This is a genomic window from Acinetobacter sp. HR7 (assembly GCF_000773685.1).
Taxonomy (GTDB): domain Bacteria; phylum Pseudomonadota; class Gammaproteobacteria; order Pseudomonadales; family Moraxellaceae; genus Acinetobacter; species Acinetobacter thermotolerans.
The window spans coordinates 1-15,954 of the sequence record NZ_JPQO01000001.1 but is presented as its reverse complement, the minus strand read 5'-3'; the positions used below and the strand labels follow the sequence as shown (position 1 = coordinate 15,954).

15 protein-coding genes are annotated in these 15,954 nt (G+C 43.9%); 7 read left to right on the top strand and 8 right to left on the bottom strand.

Annotated elements, in window-relative coordinates:
- The first annotated feature begins 148 nt into the window (after positions 1 to 148).
- Positions 149 to 523 (top strand): helix-turn-helix domain-containing protein, encoded by a 375-nt coding sequence (locus GW12_RS00075; protein WP_034581787.1) that lies wholly within the window; start codon positions 149 to 151, stop codon positions 521 to 523.
- A gap of 88 nt (positions 524 to 611) precedes the next feature.
- Here the strand turns inward: GW12_RS00075 and GW12_RS00070 are convergent, their stop codons facing one another.
- Complete coding sequence (locus GW12_RS00070; protein WP_034581784.1) at positions 612 to 1,805, bottom strand: MFS transporter; 1,194 nt, start codon at positions 1,803 to 1,805, stop codon at positions 612 to 614.
- A 266-nt stretch (positions 1,806 to 2,071) separates the two neighbouring features.
- Between GW12_RS00070 and cgtA the strand changes: the two genes are divergently transcribed.
- Together cgtA and proB are read left to right on the top strand one after the other, a co-directional pair.
- A complete protein-coding gene (gene cgtA, locus GW12_RS00065) occupies positions 2,072 to 3,277 on the top strand; it encodes an Obg family GTPase CgtA (protein ID WP_034581783.1) in 1,206 nt (401 codons plus the stop codon).
- Between the two features lie 29 nt (positions 3,278 to 3,306).
- Positions 3,307 to 4,440 (top strand): glutamate 5-kinase, encoded by a 1,134-nt coding sequence (proB, locus tag GW12_RS00060; RefSeq protein ID WP_034581780.1) that lies wholly within the window; start codon positions 3,307 to 3,309, stop codon positions 4,438 to 4,440.
- Between the two features lie 56 nt (positions 4,441 to 4,496).
- Here proB and GW12_RS00055 read toward each other — a convergent pair whose 3' ends face one another.
- Positions 4,497 to 5,093 (bottom strand): phosphatase PAP2 family protein, encoded by a 597-nt coding sequence (locus tag GW12_RS00055; RefSeq protein ID WP_034581777.1) that lies wholly within the window; start codon positions 5,091 to 5,093, stop codon positions 4,497 to 4,499.
- Between the two features lie 166 nt (positions 5,094 to 5,259).
- Positions 5,260 to 5,964: an SIMPL domain-containing protein gene (locus tag GW12_RS00050; protein ID WP_034581774.1), complete on the bottom strand. Its 705-nt coding sequence runs from the start codon at positions 5,962 to 5,964 to the stop codon at positions 5,260 to 5,262.
- A 479-nt stretch (positions 5,965 to 6,443) separates the two neighbouring features.
- On the opposite strand from GW12_RS00050, the gene GW12_RS00045 reads away from it, so the two are divergent.
- The 4 genes from GW12_RS00045 (at position 6,444) to GW12_RS00030 (ending at position 10,914) form a co-directional block, all read left to right on the top strand.
- Positions 6,444 to 7,817, top strand: coding sequence for a diaminobutyrate--2-oxoglutarate transaminase (locus tag GW12_RS00045; protein ID WP_034581772.1), 1,374 nt, complete (start codon positions 6,444 to 6,446; stop codon positions 7,815 to 7,817).
- 3 nt (positions 7,818 to 7,820) lie between these two features.
- On the top strand, positions 7,821 to 9,353 hold the full coding sequence (locus GW12_RS00040; RefSeq protein WP_034581770.1) for an aspartate aminotransferase family protein: 1,533 nt from the start codon (positions 7,821 to 7,823) through the stop codon (positions 9,351 to 9,353).
- Positions 9,354 to 9,512: 159 nt separating this feature from the next.
- On the top strand, positions 9,513 to 10,475 hold the full coding sequence (gene sohB / locus GW12_RS00035; RefSeq protein WP_034581768.1) for a protease SohB: 963 nt from the start codon (positions 9,513 to 9,515) through the stop codon (positions 10,473 to 10,475).
- A gap of 199 nt (positions 10,476 to 10,674) precedes the next feature.
- The gene (locus tag GW12_RS00030) at positions 10,675 to 10,914 is read left to right on the top strand and encodes a hypothetical protein (protein WP_034581765.1); all 240 of its coding nucleotides are present in this window, start codon (positions 10,675 to 10,677) and stop codon (positions 10,912 to 10,914) included.
- A gap of 69 nt (positions 10,915 to 10,983) precedes the next feature.
- Here GW12_RS00030 and GW12_RS00025 read toward each other — a convergent pair whose 3' ends face one another.
- The 5 genes from GW12_RS00025 to GW12_RS00005 form a co-directional block, all read right to left on the bottom strand.
- The gene (locus tag GW12_RS00025; RefSeq protein WP_034581763.1) at positions 10,984 to 11,625 is read right to left on the bottom strand and encodes a DUF2238 domain-containing protein; all 642 of its coding nucleotides are present in this window, start codon (positions 11,623 to 11,625) and stop codon (positions 10,984 to 10,986) included.
- A 91-nt stretch (positions 11,626 to 11,716) separates the two neighbouring features.
- Positions 11,717 to 13,105, bottom strand: coding sequence for an adenylosuccinate lyase (gene purB, locus GW12_RS00020; RefSeq protein ID WP_034581761.1), 1,389 nt, complete (start codon positions 13,103 to 13,105; stop codon positions 11,717 to 11,719).
- A gap of 59 nt (positions 13,106 to 13,164) precedes the next feature.
- A complete protein-coding gene (gene hflD, locus GW12_RS00015) occupies positions 13,165 to 13,896 on the bottom strand; it encodes a high frequency lysogenization protein HflD (protein WP_034581789.1) in 732 nt (243 codons plus the stop codon).
- A 7-nt stretch (positions 13,897 to 13,903) separates the two neighbouring features.
- Positions 13,904 to 15,043, bottom strand: coding sequence for a tRNA 2-thiouridine(34) synthase MnmA (gene mnmA, locus GW12_RS00010; protein ID WP_034581758.1), 1,140 nt, complete (start codon positions 15,041 to 15,043; stop codon positions 13,904 to 13,906).
- Between the two features lie 4 nt (positions 15,044 to 15,047).
- A complete protein-coding gene (locus GW12_RS00005; protein ID WP_034581756.1) occupies positions 15,048 to 15,533 on the bottom strand; it encodes an NUDIX hydrolase in 486 nt (161 codons plus the stop codon).
- Between the last annotated feature and the right edge of the window lie 421 nt (positions 15,534 to 15,954).

Genomic DNA, 15,954 nt, shown 5'->3' with positions numbered 1-15,954 from the left:
GATTTATGAAAGAGGCCTATTGTGTTGCGAAAAGATTTAATTGGAAGAATAAGTTTAAAATTCAACTTGCTGTTCAATTGTTGATCTGTTAACTTTCAAAATGAAAGTACATGCCAATAAGTAAGTTTATAACCTAAGAGAAAAATATATGTCGGCTTATGAAACCAGTAAATTGCTGGGTCAGGTGTTATCGACTGATTGTCCATCCCGTGAAATTCTTGAGCATCTTGCCAATAAATGGTCAATTCTGGTGTTGCGATGCCTGGGTGATGGAGTACATCGCTTCAGCGAGCTGAAACAGCGGATTGAAGGGGTTAGTGAAAAGATGCTGGCACAAACTCTGAAAATGTTGGAGCAGGATGGTTTTATTTTAAGAACTGTTTATCCGATAGTGCCACCAAAAGTGGAATATCAACTGACTATTATCGGTTCGCAAGCAGCAGAAAAAATTAATTATCTGATTGGCTGGTTAGAGCGTAGTTTGCCGGAGATTTTGGAGGGTAAAGAAAGAGTAGTGAAATAAACTCTTCTGATGATATAAATTTGATGAATGAATTTTCTCTTTAAAAGTAAAGGAATAAACCTCTCGATTTATTCCTTGCATTTCATATTTAAACCTGTTTCATTTTTTTAAAATCAAACCGGTCAATCAGCAAAATTCCAATTGCGAAAACTAGAGCCAATACAACACAACCGATCCATTGCCAATGTTCCCAAGCATACACTGCACCCAGTGAACCAAGTGCCGCACCAGTGAAATAAATGGTCATATACACGGCATTAATCCGTGAGCGCGACTTTAAATCGATGCGGTAAACCAGATTCTGATTCAGTACGTGAAAAGCCGTTAAACCAAAGTAGGCCATGAGTACACCAATGGCATAAACCACAATATTCTGTTGAGCGAAATATAAAGGAATAGGTGCAAACAGCATCAGGAAAATACAGAGCTTGGCAACGAAATTTTCTTTACCGAGTCCTACAGTCTTACCTGACCAGCTAGATGAATAAATTCCGATTACACCCAACAATCCAAACAAACCAATTTCGAAATCACTAAAATGATATGGCGCACTACCTAGCACAAAAGTCATTGAAGTAAAGATCATCGATAAAATGCCGAAACCGAGTGCGCCTGCACAGGCACGACGAATCAGATGCGGGTGATTCTTGGCAAGGGTGAATAATGATTTATAAATCGCACCAATAGTCAATCCAGCTTGTGGTTGAGTGTCTGGCAGTTTTTTCCACATCAGCACAGCAAAGAGCAGGGTAATGATGCCACTGCTGAGATAAACTCCTTCCCAAGACCAGTAAGTCGAAACAAAGCCGGCAAAAGTCCGTGACAGGATAATGCCCATCACCAGACCACTCATTAATTTCCCGACAATGGCAGCACTGGATTGCGGTGGACTAATAGTCGAAGCAAACGGAATCAATACCTGAGCAGAGATCGAACCAAAAGTCGCGCATAAGGTAAACAGATAAAGCGTACTCAGCGTCGTACTAAAGGATAAGAGAATCTGCGAAGTTGCTGCAAAGACCATCAGGCAGACAATCAGCTTGCGCTTATTTAAAAAGTCACCCAAAGGTACCAGTAGCATCAAACCGAGTACATAACCAATCTGAGCGATGACAACAGCAAAGCCGGCCTGAGTGGTGCTGATCCCTAAACTTTGTTCGATAGAGTAGATCAGCGGCTGATTAAAATAGGCCGATCCAGCACATAGACCACATGCGATTGCCATCAACAATACAAATTGTGATGATAATGGACGGACAGAATTCCCTTCTGAACTGCTCATAGAATCAACTCTCCTGAAGATGTGTGCACTATAAGCCGCGCATAGGTAAAGCAGAAATAATAAAAAACAATCAGATCATCATTAAAAACTATATTAAAAATAAAAACATAGTTTTTAAGTTGAGGATATAGAACGGTTTAAATCCAGATCAATAAAAATACCGGCTGAAATCCGCGATCTTCATGGAATAGTGCAGAAATGTAGTCGAGAAATGCTTTAAAATATGGCAGAATAGGCGGTTTTAAAGTTTTTAGAGGATTGGCAATATGCGCTTTGTTGATGAAGCAGTCATTACCGTAGAGGCTGGCGACGGTGGCAATGGCGTAGCCAGTTTTCGCCGTGAAAAGTTCGTACCATTTGGTGGTCCAGATGGTGGTGATGGTGGTCGTGGCGGCAGCATTTATATTCAGGCTGACGACGACACGAGTACCCTTGTAGATTATCGTTATACCCGTAAATTTCGCGCTGAACGTGGTAAAAACGGTGCTGGCGCAAACTGTGCTGGTCGTGGTGGCGAATCAGTTATTTTAAAAGTTCCTGTGGGAACAACTATTGTCGATTGTGAATCTGGCGACATCATTGGTGACCTGGTCGAAGACGGTCAAAAAGTGATGGTTGCTCAAGGCGGTGAAGGTGGTTTAGGTAATACCCATTTCAAATCATCGACTAACCGTGCTCCACGTAAATGTACTCATGGTACTAAAGGTGAATTCCGTGAAGTCCGTCTGGAGCTGAAAGTACTGGCAGACGTGGGCTTGCTGGGTATGCCGAATGCAGGTAAATCAACCTTCATCCGTGCGGTATCTGCAGCAAAACCAAAAGTAGCGGATTATCCGTTTACCACCATGGTGCCTAACCTGGGTGTGGTGGATGCCGACCGTCACCGTTCATTTGTGATGGCAGATATTCCAGGTCTGATCGAAGGTGCAGCGGAAGGTGCTGGTTTAGGTATTCGCTTCCTGAAACACTTAGCACGTACTCGTATCTTGCTACACATTGTCGATGTACAGCCGATTGATGGTTCAGACCCCGCTTACAATGCCAAAGCCATTATGGCAGAGTTGGAAAAATTCTCTCCAACCCTGTCTAAACTCCCAGTGGTATTGGTACTGAACAAGATCGATCAGCTGCCAGAAGAAACCCGCGAAGAATGGTGTAACCACATTCTTGAGGAATTGCAGTGGGAAGGCCCTGTCTTTAAAACTTCTGGCTTAACAGCCGAAGGCACTAAAGACGTGGTGTATTACCTGATGGATCAGATTGAAGAACAACGCGAACGCGAAGTTGAAGATCCAGAATATGCTGCACAAGTTAAAGCATTCCGTGATCAGCTGGAAGCTGAAACACGTGAACAAACACTGGCTGCGAAAGAAGCTTATCGTCAAATGCGCCGTGCTCAACGTCTGGGTGGTGATGACTTTGATGATGAGGATGACGACGACAGCGATGTAGAAGTGTATTACGTACGTTAAATCTCTGATAACGAGAGTCTGAGGACAAGATGATAGAAGTGGTAGATGGGCAACGTCAGCTCAAGGGTTGTAAACGAATCGTTGTTAAAATCGGATCATCTTTACTCACAGCAAACGGGCAAGGTTTAGATTTAGATGCCATCTCGCACTGGGCGGGGCAAATCGCAGATCTGCACAATGCCGGACACGAGATTATTCTCGTTTCTTCTGGGGCTGTGGCTGAAGGTATGGTTCGAATGAAACTTGAGAATCGACCCTCTGATCTACCCAGTCTTCAGGCTTGTGCTGCCATCGGTCAGATGGGCCTGATTCATACCTGGTCAAGCGTGCTGGAAAAACACCAGATTCAGACAGCTCAGGTATTGCTGACCCATGATGACCTGGCAGACCGTCGCCGCTATCTCAATTCCTGTGATGCTTTGCAGCACCTGATTGACTGGCGTGTGATTCCGGTGATCAATGAAAATGACACCGTATCGACAGACGAAATCCGCTTTGGTGATAACGATACGCTGGCTGCGATGGTGGCGGGTCAGGTACATGCTGATCTGCTGATTATCCTGACAGACCAAGAAGGCATGTTTGACTCAGACCCACGCTCAAACCCAGATGCCAAACTGTTCCATACCGTGCGTGCCATGGATGAGAGCCTGTTCGATATGGCGGGCGGCGGCGGCAAGTTTGGTCGTGGTGGTATGCTGACCAAAGTCCGTGCGGCACGTCTGGCGGCCAAATCTGGTTGCCCAACTTTGATCGCGAGTGGTGATAGTGACAACGTTTTATCGCGCCTGATGGCGGGTGAAATGTTGGGTACCTTATTCATTACCGATGATGACCGTGTGACTGCACACCAGCAATGGCTGGCTGCGCATTTGCAAACTGCAGGCCGTTTGGTGATTGATGATGGTGCAGTGAAAGCGATTAAAGAAAATCACCGTAGCCTGTTGCCCGTTGGTGTGAAAGCAGTTGAAGGTCATTTTGACCGTGGTGATGTGGTGGAGTGTGTGGATACACAGGGCCATCGTGTTGCCGTAGGTCGCGTGAACTTTAGTTCGCGTTCAGCGGAAATTGTCAAAGGTCTGGCCTCAGATAAAGTACATCAAGTACTAGGTGAAGCACGTTCACTGGAAATGATTCACCGCAATCATATGGCGATCTACTAAGTTATCGAGATTATAAAAAATCCCGCTTTCGAGCGGGATTTTTTATGCCTGAAAATTTATTTCACCCAGCCCATTTGGATAAATGGCGCAAACAGAAATTTGTGAATCATCAAAATAAAATTCATCAATTTGTCTTGGTACTTCCACCAGATTGGTAAGCCAGCCAGATTCACGACCAATGCAATGATAAAAGCACCGGCCATATCAATCGGGAAATGCACTCCGACATAAATCCGTGACCAGGCTACTAACCAGGCTGTCCACACTAGAATTCGTCCCAAATCACGCTGCGGTGAAAAATAATAGGCAAGGGCAATCCCGCTAAAAATACTCATGTGATTACTCGGGAAAGAACCCGTCGCTTCATGTTCGATTAAGGTACGTCCGACTTCCATGACAAAAGGACGCGGGGCATTGAGTGCAGCAGATAAAATTTCACTGATCGAAAGGGTAATCGCGGTAAAGATAAAAGCTTTGATAATGCCAGTTTTCACTTCACGATTACCACGTAACCAGGCAATGGCAAAAATTAGCAGGAATACATATACCAGATCATGGGCGATCAGGCAGGCATAGTTGATCATCCAGATCGAAGCATGATCAGGGACATTCAGGAGATAAAACAGATCAAGATTAAGTTGTTCAACAGACATGGAAAGTCAGATAGAGGGATAGAGAAATGCCCGTTACTCTAAACCTATCAATTTTCAATTCCTATCCGATTGTGTATGAATTTGTAGCATTGATTTCAAATGAATATTCAGATGGTAAAAAACCACCCAATTGGGTGGTTTCAGCAATCAGTTTAGCTGGTTAGGCTTATTTAAACTGGATAGAACCATTGGCGCTCACGGTCATTTTCGATTCGCCTGCTGCCATTTCCTGGTCTGGAATTGCAGCTTCAGCATATGCTGATTTTGCCATGGCCATACGTGGCACAGGCGGATAGCCCGAACTGTTGGTGTTGATATTCAGATTCACCAACTGATAACCGGGTTTGTTCCAGGCTTGTGCCAGGCTTTGTGCTCGTTGCTGGAAGTTTTTTGAAGCTTCCAGCATCAGCTCATTTTCCACTTTTTTACGTTTGGCTTCAGACACGCTGAAATTAATTGACTCTGTCTGGAAGTGTTGTTGCAGTTCCGCAATCAGTTGGGACGCCGCTTTAAAATCTGTGGATTCTATCCGTACTTGGGCACGACTACGCCATTCTCTTAGCTTGCGGTTGTCGTTGTCATACACCGGATAGGTATTTTGCGAACCGGTTTCAATGTTTACTGCCGGATATTTTTTTGCCGTATTAATAGCGAAATTCATCAATTGATTGATTTGTGCTGCAAGTTCAGCCGGCTGTTTATGCGATTTTTCCACGTATAAACTGGCATTCATCAGGTCATTGGAAATATCACGGCTGGCTTCTGCCGAGATATTCACCACATTGTAATTTAAGCGTTCTTCAGGGGCGGCAAAGGCGCCAGTAGAAAGCGCACCAAGCAGGGCGAGAGAACAAAGAGAAAAAACGCGCATTTTGTTATCCTGTTTTAGTGGAATTGTTGGCGATGTTGTGATCATAAAATACTAAGCGGTAAATGTGTTGATATTCCGAAATTATTGTCGTTTGAATGTTAAAAATATATTTTATTTTTTGTGAATTTATCCAAATTAAATATGATGAAAATTATATACTTATTGTTGTATTTGTTTGATAATTAGACTGCTATTTTCGTGATGGCAAAATTGCATAAAATATTCAGGTTGCCTTGCCATCGTCATCTACTATGTTGATAATTTAGTAAGCAGCATTGCTTGATATATTTTTTCAATAAACTGCGGGGCAATTTGGTACGAAAAGTTGTTTATTTTCCTGAAAAAAACTGTATCATCCGCCTCTCACTAGTTAACTGAATAAAAAATTGTCTAACTAGATTTTTATAAAGCACCGAGTCAAAGGACCGCAAGTCACCAGACTTATTTCTTTCAACCCATATCAGAGATGGTAATTCGATATGAGCGTTACTTCAGTAAACCCTGCCACCAATTCCACAAACGAATACTACTTGACTCGCCAAAGTCAGATGGAATCGAATGTGCGTAGTTATCCACGTAAACTTCCACTAGCGATAGCGAAAGCACAAGGTTGTTGGGTTACCGATGTTGAAGGTACAGAGTACCTTGATTGTTTAGCTGGGGCAGGGACATTGGCACTAGGCCATAATCACCCTGCGGTCATTCAAAGTATTCAGGACACACTTGCAAGCGGTTTACCTTTGCATACCCTGGATCTCACTACTCCTTTAAAAGATGCTTTTACTGAAGCACTTCTGTCTCACCTGCCAGGTGGAAAAGAAGAATACTGCTTACAGTTCTGTGGTCCATCTGGTGCAGATGCAACAGAAGCAGCGATTAAACTTGCCAAAACCTTTACTGGCCGTAGCTCAGTGATCAGCTTCTCTGGTGGCTATCACGGTATGACGCACGGTTCTTTAGCAATGACAGGTAACCTGTCTGCGAAGAATGCAGTAAACGGTTTAATGCCAGGCGTTCAATTCATGCCATATCCACACGAATACCGTTGCCCGTTGGGCTTAGGTGGTGAAGCGGGCGTGGATGCTTTGACTTACTATTTCGAAAACTTCATTGAAGATGTTGAAAGCGGTGTGACTAAACCTGCAGCGGTGATCCTTGAAGCGATTCAAGGTGAAGGTGGTGTGGTAACAGCGCCGGTAAAATGGCTGCAAAAAATCCGTGAAGTAACCGAAAAACACAACATTGTGTTAATTCTGGACGAAGTTCAGGCGGGCTTTGCACGTTCAGGCAAAATGTTCGCGTTCGAACACGCAGGTATCGAACCTGATGTCGTAGTGATGTCTAAAGCGGTCGGTGGTAGCCTGCCACTTGCGGTACTTGGTATTAAACGTAAATTTGACGCATGGCAACCTGCTGGCCACACTGGTACTTTCCGTGGTAACCAGCTGGCAATGGGTACAGGTCTTGCGACATTAAGAACTATTAAAGAACAGAATCTTGCTCAAAATGCGCAAGAACGTGGTGACTACCTTCAAGCTGAACTGAAAAAACTGGCTGCTGAATTCCCATGTATCGGTAACGTGCGTGGCCGTGGTCTGATGATCGGTATCGAAATCGTTGACGAGCGTAAACCAGCAGATCATATGGGTTCTTATCCTGCAGATAGCCAGCTGGCTGCTGCGATTCAGACTGCATGTTTCAACAACAAACTGTTGTTAGAAAAAGGTGGTCGTAACGGTACTGTGATCCGTTTACTTTGCCCACTGATCATTACTCAGGCAGAGTGTGAAGAAGTGATCGTTCGCTTTAAGAAAGCGGTTGCTGAAGCTCTAGTAGCAGTGCGAGGCGCATAATTCATGGTAGATTTTGCAGAACACCGTAAAGCGTTACTCTGCAATGATGCTGCATCGATCGCTGACTATGAGTCAGCGATGGACCAGGCGACCAAAGCGGTTGCAGCATGGTTGCAAAACGACAAAATGTACACTGGCGGCAGCATCAAGGAGTTGCGTAAAGCAATTTCTTTCCAGCCTTCTCAAGAAGGAATGGGGCTGCAACAGTCACTACAACGTATGGTTGAGCTTTTTCTGAATAAAAGCCTGAAAGTGCATCATCCACATTCTTTGGCGCATTTGCATTGCCCAACCATGGTGGCAAGCCAGGTGGCTGAAGTGCTGATTAATGCTACTAATCAGTCTATGGACTCTTGGGATCAAAGCCCGGCAGGTTCATTGATGGAAGTACAGCTGATTGACTGGCTACGTCAGAAAGTTGGTTATGGCCCAGGTCAGGCAGGTGTGTTCACTTCAGGTGGTACTCAATCGAACTTGATGGGCGTATTGCTAGCACGTGATGCCTGCATCGCGAAAAACTGGAAAGACGAAAACGGCAACCCGTGGTCTGTTCAGCGTGATGGTATCCCTGCGGATGCGATGCGTAATGTCAAAGTGATCTGTTCTGAAAATGCACACTTCTCTGTGCAAAAGAACATGGCCATGATGGGCATGGGCTTCCAGTCTGTGGTGACTGTTCCTGTGAATGAAAATGCACAGATGGATGTGGATGCGCTGGAAAAAACCATGGCGCATCTGCAGTCTGAGGGCAAGATTGTGGCCTGTGTGGTAGCTACAGCAGGTACAACTGATGCTGGTGCGATCGATCCACTGAAACAGATCCGTGAAATTACCAACAAATATGGCGCGTGGATGCACATCGATGCAGCTTGGGGTGGTGCACTGATTTTGTCGAATAAATACCGTTCTATGCTGGATGGTATCGAGTTGTCTGACTCAGTGACTTTGGACTTCCATAAGCATTATTTCCAGACCATTTCTTGTGGTGCGTTCTTGCTGAAAGATGAAGCGAACTATCGTTTCATGCACTACGAAGCGGAATACCTGAACTCGGCTTATGACGAAGAACATGGCGTTCCGAACCTGGTATCGAAATCTCTGCAAACCACTCGTCGTTTTGACGCGTTGAAATTGTGGATGACCGTTGAGGCCCTAGGTGAAGAACTTTATGGTTCGATGATTGACCACGGTGTGGATCTGACTCGTGAAGTTGCTGATTACATCAAGGCAACTCCAGGTCTGGAATTGCTGGTTGAACCTCAGTTTGCATCAGTGCTGTTCCGTGTTGTGCCTGAAGGTTATCCAGCGGAATTCATCGATACATTGAACCAGAACGTAGCAGACGAACTGTTTGCACGTGGTGAAGCCAATATTGGTGTGACCAAAGTGGGTCAGGTTCAGTCGCTGAAAATGACCACTTTAAGCCCTGTGGCAACCCTTGAAAACGTTAAGAACTTGTTGGCATTAGTGTTGGCAGAAGCAGATCGTATCAAGGATTCCATTGCCAATGGTACATATACGCCACCAATCGATTAATCGGTTGATAGCGTGAAAGAGGAGGTCTACGGGTCTCCTTTTTTATTGTCTGAGCAAATCATGCTAATCGGAATTATTCTTGAATTTTGGTTGAAAAAAGCCAAAACTGGCCTAATCTAGTAAGAATATAGCCCAAATTACACTGAGAACAGATTCTATATGTTATTTCACACTCCGAAACTGCCGGCTGAAATCCAGATCAGTCACCTGAATGCGCGTATTAATGAACAAAGAAAAAAAATTGCGCAAACTACCGCTTCTAAACTTGAGTTGTTGCAACTGAGCCAGCAATTATCTAAAGAAGCACGTGCTCGTAAAAAAACTAATGAAAAAATCTATGTGTTGGATTTTAAAGGTGACACAGCAGCCTCTGCGGTAGAGCAGTTACGTGAAGAAATTACCCTGATTCTAGCAACGGCCAAAGCGGGGCGCGATCGTGTAATCGTACGTCTGGAAAGCCCTGGTGGTATGGTACATGGTTATGGTCTGGCAGCAGCTCAGCTGGTGCGCCTGCGTGAAGCAGGTTTCCATCTAACTATCTGTATTGATAAAGTTGCAGCCAGCGGCGGTTATATGATGGCGTGTATTGGTAGTGAAATTATCTCTGCGCCGTTTGCTATTGTAGGTTCTATTGGTGTAGTTGCACAGGTACCAAACTTTAACCGTCTACTCAAAGACAACAAAATTGACTTTGAATTGTACACTGCTGGCCAATACAAACGTACCGTAACTATGTTTGGTGAAAATACTGAAGAAGGCAAAGCCAAATTTGAAGAAGAAATTCAGCAAACGCATGCACTGTTTAAGCACTTCGTGGAAAAATACCGTCCACAACTGAATGTTGAAAAAGTAGCGACTGGTGAACATTGGTATGGTCAGGATGCATTGGATTTAAATCTGGTAGACAAGCTACAAACTTCAGATGAATATCTGCTCAGTTTGTTACCACAGCATGATGTCTATACCATTCAGACCCGTAAGAAACCGACACTGGGTGAAAAATTGGGTCTGCAGGCAGCGCAAATGGCTGATTCCTTGATTCCTGCTGTGATGAATAAAGTCGTGGATACGCTGACTAAAGCCAATGCAAATCTGGTACAGATGCGTGATCCGAAACTTTAATTTGATCGATATTTTTATATAGATCTAAGCCCGCGTAAGCGGGCTTTTTTATGTTGTGGCGATAGACGATAATTTGTTGTTCGGCTTAATTTTTATCATTTAATAGAACTTTCAGTTTTGGCACTTTAGCTAAATAATCGATTTGGCTTTTTGTAAGTGAATCCGTTAAATTAATTGCTTTAATCATTAGGCTGGAAAGATGGCAGTTGTAGAAGCCTTTATTGCTCAACAAAATTGTTACTTTAACTATGAATTTGAAGAACTGAATTTAAGAGATGATTTTCCTGAAGAGCTTTCCGTATCACTACGTGGCATAATGTTCCGTCATAAGATCCAATATCCTGAAGCAACCTATTATGTCTACTTCAGTGAGGTATTAACGGGTGAAGAATTTGACAAAATGAAAGCGGATTTTATGCGTTATTGTCCGCTTGTATAGTGAAGTACGATGAATATGTTTCGATACACGATCTGAAATTTTAATTCACTCGTTATTCATGATTAAAGCTCACATCGGTGAGCTTTTTTTATGCTGTGGAATCAGCATTAATCCTCCAGTAAAGATGGCTCCAACAGTTGCGAGGAGTATGTCTTTATGTGCATCCCAGATATCACCTTGCTGACCATTGTAGCTTTCAGCTTGTTCTGGCGAGAGGCCAATCGCAATCAGCCACTCGATCCATTCATAAATCAGACTGGATGCCATAACAAATTGCACCACCAATAGAAAAATTGTGAATGGCTTTTGTTGTGGCAGCCAGACCTGAAACAGTCGATAAAAAACCGGGTAAAGCAGCAGACCACAAGCCAGATGCACAAAACGATCGAACATATTGCGTGACCAGCCCATAGCAACATTCAGGTCAAAGCCAAATAGGGCTTGAATCCAGTCATTATAGGGTACATAAGAATATAAATAATGTGCTGCTACCACATGAATCAGTAGGAAAACAAGATAAAGGCTAAAGCTGAAAAAGCTCAGTCCAATTTTATACAGACAGAACAGCAGCATGCCGATCATAATCATAGTACCGGTCTGATGCAGAAGATAGGATTGCATTTCCAGAGGCTGAATGCTGGAAATGATGATCCCAACTGCCAGAATCCCCAGGCTGATCAAATGCTTGCCACTTAATCGATAATCTATCATGTGCTTGTTATGTCATTTTGTTTTAAAGTTGAAAATTTATTATAAATAAAAAAGCGAAGCCGGAGCTTCGCTTTTGGTCGAATGACTAAAATTAGATTTTAGCGATCAGGGCTTTGATTTGTTTTGCTTGATCAGCTGCATTACCCGTATAAGTTGCTGGAGTCAGTTCAGCCAGACGAGCACGATCCGCTGCTGGAACTGCTTCAAGCTCGTTACCATTCACGAAGTTCACCATCATTTCACGAGTCATGGCTTGACCACGAGTCAGTGCTTTCAGTTTTTCATATGGTTTTTCAACATTGTAACGACGCATAACTGTTTGAATTGGTTCAGCCAGAACTTCTTGAGCGTGGTCAAGGTCTTCAAGAATACGTGCGGCATTCAGTTCAAGTTTACCAATACCTTTTAAGCAAGCTTCGAATGCGATCAGGCTTTGTGCAAAACCAACACCCATGTTACGTAGAACAGTAGAGTCAGTCAGGTCACGCTGCCAGCGAGAAACAGGCAGTTTTTCACCCAGGTGAGCCAATACAGCATTTGCAATACCCAGGTTACCTTCAGAGTTTTCGAAGTCAATTGGGTTTACTTTGTGTGGCATAGTAGATGAACCCACTTCGCCTTCTTTCAGTTTTTGTTTGAAGAAGCCCAGTGAGATGTAACCCCATACGTCACGGTTGAAATCGATCAGGATGGTATTGAAGCGACGTAGTGCATCAAACAGTTCCGCCATGTAGTCGTGCGGTTCGATCTGAGTGGTGTACGGGTTGAAAGTCAGACCTAGGGATTCAACAAATGCTTGAGAGTGAGCAGGCCAGTTGATTTCTGGGTAAGCAGAGTAGTGCGCGTTGTAGTTACCTACTGCACCGTTGATTTTGCCTAGCAGCTCAACATTTTTGAACTGTTTGATTTGACGAGCCAGACGGTAAGCCACGTTCGCCATTTCTTTACCCAAAGTGGTTGGGCTGGCAGTTTGACCGTGAGTACGAGAGAGCATTGGTTGTTCAGCATGAGTTTCAGCCAACGCAACGATTGAATCAATGATTTGTTGCATAGATGCAACCAGCACGTCACGACCATTTTTTAGCATTAATGCATGAGACAGGTTGTTGATGTCTTCAGAAGTACATGCAAAGTGGATGAACTCACCCACATTTTTTAGCTCTTCAATGCCTGCAATTTTTTCTTTCAGGAAATACTCAACCGCTTTTACGTCGTGGTTAGTAGTACGTTCGATCTCTTTAATGCGGTTGGCATCTTCTTCAGAGAAGTTGGTAACGATGGCATCTAGTGCAGCATTGGTTTCTGCAGAGAAAGCAGGTACTTCAGTGATTTCAGGACGGTTGGCAAGCGCTTGTAACCAACGCACTTCAACAGTCACACGAGCATGGATTAAACCAAACTCAGAAAGAAAAGGGCGCAGCGCATCACATTTGCTAGCGTAGCGTCCATCTAATGGAGAAAGTGCAGTTAAAGCGTTCATATCGATTCCCTAAATTTTGGAATTAAACGAAAAAAAACGAAATACGCGTACAGCATGGCTTAGACCACCTGAAACTGTATGCGTGCGAGATTTTGGATATCCTGTAGCAGCTTGCGCTTGCCAAAGATCATGCCCCAGGAACTGCCACCGAGCTGACGCCATAAATGCGCCATCTGCAGGCCAGTAAATAAGGAAGCACGGATGCGGTTGGTATGACCAGAATCTTTAAAAGCTTCAGCATTGCCACGCACCATGATCCGCGGATTGATCTGTCCGGCGGTATCCACATAGGTTTGAGCGAGATTGGCAATGATGCTGGGATGCATGTAGTTGTTATCGAAAAAGGAGAGCTGTCTTAGAATTTTTTGCTGGGATTGTTCAATGATTTCAACGAATTTTGGATTGCTATAGACCTTCTTTTCTAACTGAAGAAGTGCCATGGCATAGGACATTGGCAGTTTGGTAGAAGACAGTTTCGGAAGTCTGGATTTTGGCCCAGTATCAAAAGGCTGGGTAATCGAACTTTCCAGAGTCTTTAATCCCAACGATATATCGGCCAGCTGATTAAAGAAATCCAGAGTCTGAACATTCAGCGTACCACTTGGTCGGATATTCAGACTGGCCTTAATCAGCTGTTCAAAATAGAAATTACCAGTGTCTCCAATGCTTTGCTGGCCGGTCAGGGCCGTCATATGGGTTAGCTGGGTGGCCTGAAAAACCCCCGCTAACGCCAAAGCACGGTTTTGACGAGCATTCAACGTTGTGGCTTGTTGAAATGGTAACTCCGTCATGCCGATCTCATCCTTTAATAAAATCAGGTTTTGGTGCATTGGTATGATGAATCACACCGCCACCCAAACATACGTCACCTGAATAGAACACCACGCTTTGACCTGGAGTCACAGCGCGCTGTGGCTGGTCGAATTCGACACGAACACCATTTGGTGCTTCAGGATCTTTAAATATTGTACATGCCTGGTCAGGTTGACGGTAACGGGTTTTCGCCGTACAGCGGAAACCTGATTTAGGAATGTCCTGTTCACCAGCCACCCAGTCAATTGCTTCACTCCAAAGCATGGTGCTTTGCATCAGTGGATGCTCATGACCTTGACCCACAACCAGACGGTTACCTTCGATATCTTTATGTAGTACAAACCACGCACCCTCTGCAGCGCCTTTCATACCGCCAATACCGATCCCGCCTCGTTGACCGAGCGTATAGTACATTAAGCCGTGGTGTTCACCAACCTCTTTACCATCTTCCTGGACAATTTTTCCAGGTTGAGCTGGTAAATACTGCTTCAAGAAGTCATTAAAGCGACGTTCACCAATAAAACAAATGCCGGTAGAGTCTTTTTTCTTGGCAGTGGCCAGACCTAATTCTGCTGCAATTTTACGGACTTGCGGCTTTTCGATTTCACCGACCGGGAACAGGGTCTTGTTAATTTCACGGCCATGCACCGCATGCAGGAAGTAAGTCTGGTCCTTGTTATTGTCATAACCACGCAGTAATTGTGCGTATTGTTCGCCACGTGAATTGGTCATGGTTTCACTACGACGGCAGTAGTGACCAGTGGCAATAAAGTCAGCACCTAAGTTGATGGCATGATCGAGGAAGGCACGGAATTTAATTTCTTTATTACACAAAATATCCGGGTTTGGGGTGCGGCCCGCAGCATATTCAGCCAAGAAATGCTCGAATACGCGATCCCAGTATTCCATGGCGAAGTTAGCGGTATGCAGTTTAATTCCGATCTTGTCGCAGACTGCTTGGGCATCGGCAAGGTCTTCCATTGCCGTACAGTATTCTGTGCCGTCATCTTCTTCCCAGTTTTTCATGAAAAGACCTTCAACCTGATAACCCTGTTGAAGTAGAAGTGCTGCAGACACAGATGAATCTACACCACCAGACATACCGACGATGACACGTTGTTGCATAGGATTAGGCATCCAAATTTGAAATTAAGGGAGAATTTTGGTGCTCGTAAATGAGCGATAAAGGATATTTTTGACCTGAAAGGGCATCTTGCACGGCTTTGATCACCAGTGGACTACGCGCGCGAGCAGTTTCAATCAGCTCATCTAAAGTCATCCACGCTGGACCGACAATCCCGGTATCCAGTTCTGCATTTTCATCATGGCTGATCACTTCTGCTCGCAGGCAGAAACGGAAATAGGTACGATCCGGGAACATTGGCGGGGTGTAGGTGTAGATGCCAATGAGATCAGTTACTTTCACCTGATAACCGGTTTCTTCCATGGTTTCACGAATGGCTGCTTCAACGATGGTTTCACCTGCCTCGACATGGCCTGCTGGCTGATTGAATACGGTGTGAGTTACACCTTCGGTATGTTCTTCAACGAACAGGAATTTTCCATTATTTTCGACGACAGTTGCGACAGTGACGTGAGCAGTCCAAGCGGTCATAGAGTAGCACCATGGAATAAAAACTGTATTCTACAAAATTTAGGGGGCGGTGGCTATGTAGGGAGGGAATTTCTTTGGTGGCTAAAATTCTACTAGTTTTAAATAAATAAGTGATTTTGCGAAATATTGTCTAGGTTTTAAACATGAAACATAGAAAAGCATCGAAGAAGCTAAATTCAGTAAAATGGATCTTTTATTTGTTAAGTAATGTTTTGATTTATATGAAATAAAAAATGAATTGCTTGTAGCGTGTATAATATTGATTTTAGAAATTACTTAAAATTGAATAAGGCCTTAAGGTATGTATAAAAAAACTCTATTTATTCTACTGACTCTACTTTGTTTGCTTTTTAGTCTATTTTTTTGTTTTAAGTTTATGTCGAACTTTATCGTAATATCTGAGGCTCTAGACTAGCAGATT